9 protein-coding genes are annotated in these 8,830 nt (G+C 39.9%); all 9 read left to right on the top strand.

Annotated elements, in window-relative coordinates; all coding sequences use genetic code 11:
* Positions 1–46 precede the first annotated feature (46 nt).
* The 9 genes from V7Q33_RS18495 to V7Q33_RS18535 all read left to right on the top strand — a co-directional run bounded on the left by V7Q33_RS18495 (position 47) and on the right by V7Q33_RS18535 (position 8,695).
* A complete protein-coding gene (locus V7Q33_RS18495) occupies positions 47–934 on the top strand; it encodes a hypothetical protein (protein WP_333820786.1) in 888 nt (295 codons plus the stop codon).
* A complete protein-coding gene (locus V7Q33_RS18500; protein ID WP_333820787.1) occupies positions 931–2,073 on the top strand; it encodes a glycosyltransferase family 4 protein in 1,143 nt (380 codons plus the stop codon). The genes V7Q33_RS18495 and V7Q33_RS18500 overlap by 4 nt, the downstream gene beginning before the upstream one ends.
* Positions 2,070–3,365, top strand: a complete 1,296-nt coding sequence (locus V7Q33_RS18505) for an O-antigen ligase family protein (RefSeq protein WP_333820788.1) — start codon at positions 2,070–2,072, stop codon at positions 3,363–3,365. Before V7Q33_RS18500 ends, V7Q33_RS18505 begins: the two co-directional genes overlap by 4 nt.
* The gene (locus V7Q33_RS18510; protein WP_333820789.1) at positions 3,352–4,191 is read left to right on the top strand and encodes a glycosyltransferase; all 840 of its coding nucleotides are present in this window, start codon (positions 3,352–3,354) and stop codon (positions 4,189–4,191) included. Before V7Q33_RS18505 ends, V7Q33_RS18510 begins: the two co-directional genes overlap by 14 nt.
* Entirely contained in the window at positions 4,184–5,146 is a 963-nt protein-coding gene (locus tag V7Q33_RS18515) for an NAD-dependent epimerase/dehydratase family protein (RefSeq protein ID WP_331974581.1), read from the top strand. The genes V7Q33_RS18510 and V7Q33_RS18515 overlap by 8 nt, the downstream gene beginning before the upstream one ends.
* 99 nt (positions 5,147–5,245) lie before the next feature.
* On the top strand, positions 5,246–6,310 hold the full coding sequence (locus V7Q33_RS18520) for a glycosyltransferase family 4 protein (protein ID WP_333820790.1): 1,065 nt from the start codon (positions 5,246–5,248) through the stop codon (positions 6,308–6,310).
* Between the two features lie 60 nt (positions 6,311–6,370).
* Positions 6,371–7,411 (top strand): phenylalanine--tRNA ligase subunit alpha, encoded by a 1,041-nt coding sequence (gene pheS / locus V7Q33_RS18525; protein ID WP_333820791.1) that lies wholly within the window; start codon positions 6,371–6,373, stop codon positions 7,409–7,411.
* Positions 7,408–8,262 carry a 3-hydroxyacyl-CoA dehydrogenase NAD-binding domain-containing protein gene (locus V7Q33_RS18530; protein ID WP_333820793.1) on the top strand — a complete coding sequence of 285 codons (855 nt, stop codon included), beginning with the start codon at positions 7,408–7,410 and terminating at the stop codon, positions 8,260–8,262. The genes pheS and V7Q33_RS18530 overlap by 4 nt, the downstream gene beginning before the upstream one ends.
* On the top strand, positions 8,252–8,695 hold the full coding sequence (locus V7Q33_RS18535; RefSeq protein ID WP_331974573.1) for a hypothetical protein: 444 nt from the start codon (positions 8,252–8,254) through the stop codon (positions 8,693–8,695). Before V7Q33_RS18530 ends, V7Q33_RS18535 begins: the two co-directional genes overlap by 11 nt.
* Positions 8,696–8,830 lie beyond the last annotated feature (135 nt).

An 8,830-nucleotide genomic window follows, 5' to 3' on the forward strand; every position in this document is an offset into this window, starting at 1 on the left:
TTTCCTTATATCGCAAACATTTATAGGTGCTCCGTTCACAAGGTATATGGGAGTAATTTTTGCCATTGCCTATTATATAGTAGTTACTGGGTTTGGTTTTCAGATTTCAAGTGAAAAACTAACATCATTGGCCACAAAGTTCATCAATTACTCAACCTTGATCCTGGTCATTGAATGCATCTGGAGATTAATGCATCCAAACTTGGAGTATGCCAATTTCGCAGTAGAAGGTGATGTTCGCTGGATTTACCAGTATAAATTCGGAGGGCTCATGTATGTGGACAGTAACGCGGTTGCTATTCATATTGTCATCATATTATTTTTTATTTTTTATAGAGAAATCGAACATGATGAGCACTGGAATAAGACCAAGATAATACTTATCATATTATTGATACTTACCTTCTCGCGTGCAGCCTGGGCGGGCACCCTTCTGGGATGGATCTATGTCCGTTTTCTCCGCAATCAAAAGATTGAGTTTTACCTGATAAATCTTGTTTTCTTTTCTGTATTGCTAATTTTTTTTTACAAATTATACCTGGAAGAAAAGATAGCGTCAGACCTTAGTTTTCAATCAAAATTGGAAATTGTCGGTATTGTATCACAGTATTTTTCAAATGCCTCCATTCAAGAAGTATTTTTTGGGATTGGCTTTTCGAATTCATTAGAAAGACTGGGAATATATGCGCATAATTTCTTTATGGTGTTCTTTATTGAATCCGGATTGATTGGTCTGATACTTCTCATTAGCATGTTTATTCAGATATCCATTGCTACTGGCAAAAAGGCCTTATACATTTTCGTTCCTTTTCTGATAACAACACTGTCATCTACTATAACCTTTATGCCGTTCCTGTACGTTTCACTGGCATTAATCTTCCTGATGGAAAAACGTAAAAGCAAAATCGAGTTACCAGAATATAGCAAGGCATGAAAATCAGGGTTCTTTTTTTTGTTTCAACGTTAGAGAGTGGTGGCCCTACAAATGTTATTTTCAACATCATTAAATATCTCAATAGAGAAATCATTGATCCAATCGTAGTAACGTTATCACCAGAACCATTGCGAACACGGCAAGGTGATTTTGAAAAAATGGATGTCGCTATATTCAAATTTAATCAAAGCCGCTTGTCGTGGATGTTCTCGGGGGGTGAAAAACTTCGCGCCTTTATTGACGAAACAAAACCTCACATTATCCATAGTCATTCCCTGCGTCCAGATGTGTTTTCGGCAAAACATTTGAATGCCTACATCCGACTGAGTACGATACACGCGAACCTGCAAGACAACTATCGAAATACATACAATCGCATTGTAGGGGATTACTTTGCATATACACAGATTAAGCAAGTCAATCACCTTGAGAAGGCAGTAGCTTGTGCCCGATCGGTATATGAAGTGTATAAAAATAATATCCGTTCACTAGGTTTTATACCAAATGGAGTAGACCATGAAATATTTATTCCACTCTCTGCGGAAAATATTTTAAAAAGAAGACAAAAACTAGGCATTGCCACCGATAGAAAAATATTTATAACCGTTGGTTCGCTTTGTGCGAGAAAAGATCCGCACACGGTAATAAAAGGCTTTTTAAAAAGTGACTTCGCTCAGGAAAGCTTACTATTGGTATTGGGCACCGGCGAGCTGGAAGAAGAACTAAGAACAACGTACGCTAAATTCCCCAATGTCGTATTCAAAGGTTTTATTCAAGAGGTAGTTCGATACATCGAGGTTGCTGATTATTTTCTTTCGGCTTCTTTATCGGAAGGGCTACCCAATACTGTACTTGAAGCCCTAAGTTGCGGTTTACCGGTCTGCCTTTCAGATATACCGGCTCACAAAGAAATACTCGATATTGATAGTGGTGCCGGTATCACGTTCTCATGTGGTGACATTGCAGGCCTGTCTGACGCTATCAATACGTTAGCAAAGAAAGATTATTCGCTTTTACGCAGCGCTGCTACAGGCATTATTGAAACTGCATTGAGTGCCCGAAAAATGTCTGCAAAATATCAGGAGCTATATATATCGTTGTATCAGGAATATGCCTCCAAAAAGTTTAACAACACATGATCGTTGACCTGCTGAAGAATAACCGGGAAAGAATCATAAGTATATTTTATATACTTATGCCACTGGCATTCTTCTGCTCTGTCAGAATATTCAACTTCATTATTTTTTCGTCTGCCGGCCTTACTCTGATCTACCTTTTTATTGACTTTAAACTTGTAAAAGAACGAAACCGGAAAGCAATCTTATTACTCTTAATTCCCTTTCTTTTAATTTTATATACACTCATCCAAGACATATTCCATAATGACGCTGCGGGTGGTTGGTATTTTTTTGAAACCTATCTGCCTTTAGGGTTCTTCCCTTTGATGATCGCTGTTATAGGGATTACTGACCAGCAGATTCGTTTAACCAAAGCTTCATTTTTTACCGGATGTATTATCGCCGCGTTACTCTGCCTCGGCTTTGCATTTTGGAAAAACATTACTGATCACGACCGAATTGTACATAACTGGAGTTTTGCCGAAACAATGAAATTTTATGAAGACCATCCGATAGGCGCAATTAACTGGGGATTCTTTTTATATATGGAGTTTGCTAACGCCGTTCATTTCCACCCCACGTATTTGAGCATATTTTTTATTACGGGAATCATTTTCGGACTCTCCTTTTTAGAAAGGTCACGGCGCATCAACCTGCTACTTATTACCGGCATATCGCTTTTAACCATAGAGGTATTTTTATTAAGCAGTAAAATATCGCTGATAATACTGTTGATTATTTTTGCTCTTGCCGCTATTAGGATTATATACCGTGCCACCCGGCACACGCGCTATGTGGTAATTGCCACTATTGCAGCTATCACCATCGCTTTAGCAGTATCATCTCCTGTTGCGTTCTATAGAATAGAAGCCATCATCAAAGACCTCCAATCAAGCAATAGTAATGCAGACATGGCATCGTCAAATCTTCATCGCCTGCAGTTGTGGAAAAATGCCGTTGAGCTTTTCAAGGAAAGACCGTTAACCGGCTGGGGGTTATCGGGGGCCGAGAAAGCCCTGCAGGCGGCAACCCATCAAACAGGAAGTCAGCGGTTCAATACGCATAATCAATACCTTATGTTGTTAATTTCTGGGGGACTTTTGGGGATTATCTTTTTTTTAGCCGCCTACAGCACTTACATTATTTCATCAATCAGGGCAGCCGATTATATTTACACAGTTTTTTTAATAACAATATTGCTTGGCTTGTTAACCGAGAACTTACTCAGCAGACATGCCGGGGTTGTGCTTTATTCCTTCTTTAACGCTTTGTTTTTTATACACCTGCACAATCGGAAGAATGAAAAAATATGATCTAACTGTTTCATTAGTACTCTTTAAATCAAATCCGGCAATTGTTGGTCAAGCCATTGATAGTGTTTACAAAAGCTCTCTTAATTTCAAATTGTATCTGATTGATAACTCGCCCACCAACGAGTTGCAAACTTTAAAGAAAGACGACAGAACCGAGTATATCTTCAATAATAAAAATCTTGGCTTCGGCAAAGCTCATAATATTGCATTGCGCAGAGCAGTAGAAGAATCTTCCTATCACCTTGTTCTGAATCCGGATATTTATTTTCACGAGCATGTTTTGGAAGATTTATTCCAATACATGGAAAAAAACAAGAACATAGGGCAGGTGATGCCGAAAATACTATATCCTGATGGCAGTGTACAGCATCTTTGCAAATTATTGCCTACCCCAACTGATCTTTTACTTAGAAGATTTTTTTCATGGCTTCCCGGATTCAAGGAGAGGAATAAAAGATACGAGCTTATCGATAGTGGCTACAATAAAATCATGAACATACCTTACCTATCGGGATGCTTTATGTTCCTTCGATCAGAGTCGCTTCAAAAAGTTGGCTTCTTTGACGAAGCCATCTTTATGTACATTGAAGATGCTGATTTGACCAGAAGAATTCATCAACAGTACCAGACTATATTTTATCCGGCCGTGCAGGTATATCATTACTATGCTAAAGGCTCGTATAAAAATTTCAAACTTATGCTCTATAATATTCATGGAGCTGCAGTATATTTTACAAAATGGGGTTGGCTCTTTGATAGCGAGCGAAAAAAGATCAATCAACAAATTGTGAACGAGTATTTAAACCTAACTGATTCCAATGCCTAAGATATTATTAACAGGAGGATCCGGTTTCATAGGAAGTCATTTTCACAGATTATTACCCGCTGGAGATTTTATAAATCTTGACTTGGTAGCGCCAGCATTTCAACATACTGCTCCCTATATTACCGGCGATATCCGGAAGGAAGCAGATATACGCGATGCACTCAGCAATAACAAAATTGATACTATCATCTCTCTCGCGGCTAAGCATCACGATTTTGGCATCGGACATGATGAGTACTTCGATACAAATGAAGAGGGCACCAGGGTTATTTGTGAACAAGCAACAGCGTTTGGCATCAAAAATATCGTATTCTATTCTTCAGTCGCTGTTTATGGTATACGCGAAGCAATCTCTGATGAAAGTATGCAGCCGCAGCCAGATTCACCTTACGGTGCTTCGAAGCTAGCCGGCGAACGGGTTCTTGAGAAATGGGCAGCCGAAGACGCTGAACGGAAGGTATTAATCATCCGCCCTACCGTTGTATTTGGTCCAAACAACCTGGCTAACATGAGAAATCTCATCAAGCAAATTGACTCCGGATTTTATTTTCACCTGGGCAAAGCTGATAATATAAAATCGATTGCTTACGTGGAAAACGTAGTAGAGGCTACCTTGTTCTTAATGGAGCGTATAAAGCCGGGCGTGTCGATATACAATTATTCAGATGAGCCTCAGCTCACCGCCCGCGAGATCAGCAACCTGATCGCAGAAGCATTAAATAAAAAAATAAGAATTACAGTCCCTCCATTTCTGGGTATTTTACTGGGCCTGCCTTTTGATCTGGCTATAAAACTGACCGGTAAAAATTTACCTATCTCTACAGCTCGTATCAAAAAGCTTGGTACTCAGACTTATCACTCAGCCAGAAAAATTTTCTCAGAAGGATTTACTCCAAAATATACCACACGAGATGGTATAAAGAAGATGGTTACGTGGTATAAACAAGGTAATTAGTGTATAATTCATTGAAAACACCATCCTATTGGGAATGAGTTTCACGGATAGCATGGCGATTTAATCCGCATTCGCTATTTTTGAAAGTTATTTGCTTTTATGGCCATCCAGCTAGCTGCTGCAACAACTTCTTTTGTCATTGCTTTTCTGATCGTTCCGGTGATCATTAAATACTCCTTGCAGAAAAACCTGGTAGATATTCCGGGAAGAAGGAAGATCCATAAGAAAGTAACACCCTCTATGGGTGGCATTGCCATCTTTATCGGATTCTTCTCTTCATCATTGATCTGGATCGACATTCAGAGCTGGAGCACCATCAAGTTTATAATGGTGGCGCTTTCCGTGATCTTCTTCATCGGTGTTCGCGATGACCTTGTGCCTCTTCGCTGGATGATCAAGCTTATGGGCCAGATTATGGCCGCATCACTCCTCATTTTTTTGTTTGATCTGCGCATAAAGTCATTTTACGGAGTATTCGGGATTTATGAAATGCCCGATGTGGTGAGCTATGTCTTAACGTATTTCACTATTATTGTTATAACAAACTCATTTAACTTAATCGATGGGTTAGATGGTCTTGCAGGCACCATTGCCACATTGTCGTTGATTGCTTTTGGTGTATGGTTCTTCCTGATTGATGACTTTATTTTCTCCATCCTGTCATTCTCTATGGTAGGAGCAATCTTTGCTTTTCTAATTTTCAACTGGGAACCGTCTGAAGTATTCATGGGCGATACAGGAGCATTAGTTATTGGTATGATGCTGGCCATGTTAACGATTCGTTTCATCGATCTTAACTATAATCTGCCTGAACATTATCCTTATCGTTTCAATGCTTCAATCGGCACAGCTGCTTGCTTTATCATTATACCACTGGTTGATACACTTCGCATTGTCTTACTAAGACTATTGAAGGGACAATCACCTTTCAAACCAGACAAAAGTCACATCCATCACGCCATCATGCGACTAGGCATGACCCACAGCCAGACTACACTTGTATTGGGTGGAGCACAGATATTGTACATATCACTAGCACTGGTATTTCATAATTTTTCGGAGCGCTATATACTCACCGGTGTCATTGTATTGTCATTCGTATTGAGCGTTACTCTTGATCGGCTTATTCTTGGTAAACTGGCCCCCAAGGAACTAGAAGACTAACCATTCTCATTAGGGCAATCCATCTCTAAATTGTATTTTTGATCTCATTCATTTGATATCATGCAAGAGAGAATCAAGTCCCTTCTTCAGGAAGTAGAAGAATTTTCAGCCACTGATAAACAAGGCATAGAGACTTTCAGATTACGATATGTAAGTCGTAGGGGTATTATTGGCGATTTGTTTGAAGAGTTGAAGCAAATTCCTGCCGAAGAGAAGAAGGTGGTGGGTAAAATATTGAATGAGCTGAAACAAGCAGCAGAAGCTAAGTTAACCATCCTTAATGAGCAATTGGATTCAGGGCCGTCCCAGACTATCGATATTGATCTTACGCTGCCCGGAATCCCTAACACAACAGGCAACCTTCATCCTCTGGCATTAACGCGCTATCGGATCATTGAGATTTTCGAAAGGCTTGGTTTCAATGTAGCCGATGGACCGGAAATTGAAGATGACTGGCATAACTTCTCAGCTCTTAATTTCCCTGAGAACCACCCTGCTCGTGAAATGCAGGACACGTTTTTTATTGAGAAAAAAGGAACAACCGGAACACAAGATATTTTACTCCGCACACACACCTCTAATGTACAGATCAGGCTTATGAAAAAGCAGAAGCCTCCTATACGAGCCATTATGCCAGGTCGTGTTTATAGAAATGAGGCTATTTCTGCCAGAGCACACTGTTTCTTTCACCAGGTGGAGGGTTTGTATGTAGATAAAAATGTGAGCTTCGCTGATTTAAAACAGACTTTATTCCACTTCGCCAAGGAAATGTATGGAAAAGATATAAAGCTTCGGTTAAGACCCTCCTTTTTCCCATTCACGGAGCCCAGTGCAGAGATCGATGTTACTTGTCTTATCTGTAAAGGTGAAGGATGCGTGGTTTGCAAGCGAAGTGGGTGGGTAGAAATTGCCGGAGCAGGTATGGTACATCCAAACGTTTTGAAAAACTGTGGAATAGACCCTCGGGAATATACTGGCTTTGCCTTTGGAATGGGCATTGAACGTGTTACTCAATTACGTTACCAGGTAAATGACCTGCGGCTTTATTCGGAAAACGATATTCGTTTCTTGCGGCAATTTCATACAAGTGATATAGCATGACCACTGAAAACATAAAGACCATTGCCGTAATCGGAGCTGGCACCATGGGACAGGGAATTGCCCAACTTCTTGCTTCATCGGGGTACGCAGTGATGCTTTATGACGTTCAACCTGAACTCACTAAAACGGCAATAGCTTCCATTCGAAAAAATTTGGAGACAAACGTTGAAAGAGGTCGAATTACCTCAGAGCAGAAAGACATTAGTATAAACCGAATAGAGGCTGTTGGAGACTTTCGAACCCTGCAGGTCGATTTAGCAATAGAAGCTGTCATTGAAAAGCTTGATATCAAACAAAAGATTTTTTCCGAGCTTGAAAAAATCAATGGGCAAGATTGTATCCTGCTGAGCAATACATCATCCCTTTCAATAACTCAAATTGCTTCGGCTCTTAAACATCCCGGAAGATTTGCCGGGCTCCACTTTTTTAATCCTGCCACAGCCATGAAGCTAGTGGAAATCGTAATAGGGGTCGCCACCGACAGTACTACAATCGAATTATTAAAAGACTTTAGTTCCAGAATTTCAAAGTCGTGCGTCATCGCAAAGGATTCGCCTGGTTTTATTGTAAATCGTATAGCTCGTCATTTCTATACAGAATCTCTCAGAATAGCTGAAGATAATGTCACCAACTTTCAGACCATTGATGCACTTATGAAAAGCAGTGGCTTTAAGATGGGCCCATTTGAGCTAATGGATTTAATTGGGATCGATATTAATTATTCTGTGACAGAGGCCATGTTCAATGCCTTTCACCAAGAACCAAAGTTCAGACCCAACCGATTACAGCAGCAAAAAATTGAAGCTGGTTACCTCGGACGAAAATCCGGAAAAGGATTCTATGAATATTAAAAGATATATACCCAAGCGTTGGAAATCATTCGTTTTTCTGAGTTTATTCAGCTGCTCTTCAGATTTAAGTGACGATGCTATGCCATACGTTCACTTTCCGGATATTGTAATCAATCTCAATCTTCCTCAATATAATTCATTAAGAACCGTAGGTTATCAAGGCATCAACGGTGGTGTCAGGGGAATTATCATTCATCGGGAAAGCCCTACAACATACCATGCCGTAGATCGAAACTGTTCCTATCAACCCAACAATGCCTGTGCATCTGTAGATATACATTCTTCAGGGCTCTACCTTATAGATCCATGTTGTGGGTCCAGCTTCAACTTTGATGGAACTCCTACAGGAAGCCCTGCGTGGCGTTCTCTGCAAAAGTATCAGACCAAATTGGACGGTTCAATACTTACTATAACCGACAATATAATTCAATAACACGGAATAGATATATTCTATTTTTTAGGAATCTCTTTCTAGAGTTACTAGTACTAACTGGTATTTCCTTCCAGGGAAAGGAGCATAAATAAAAAAGCCTTTGATAGTTTATCAAAGGCTTTAGTGTTAAAAGAA

Origin of the sequence: Ohtaekwangia sp. (genome assembly GCF_036786105.1) — a bacterium.
Classification (GTDB): Bacteria; Bacteroidota; Bacteroidia; order Cytophagales; family Cyclobacteriaceae; genus Ohtaekwangia.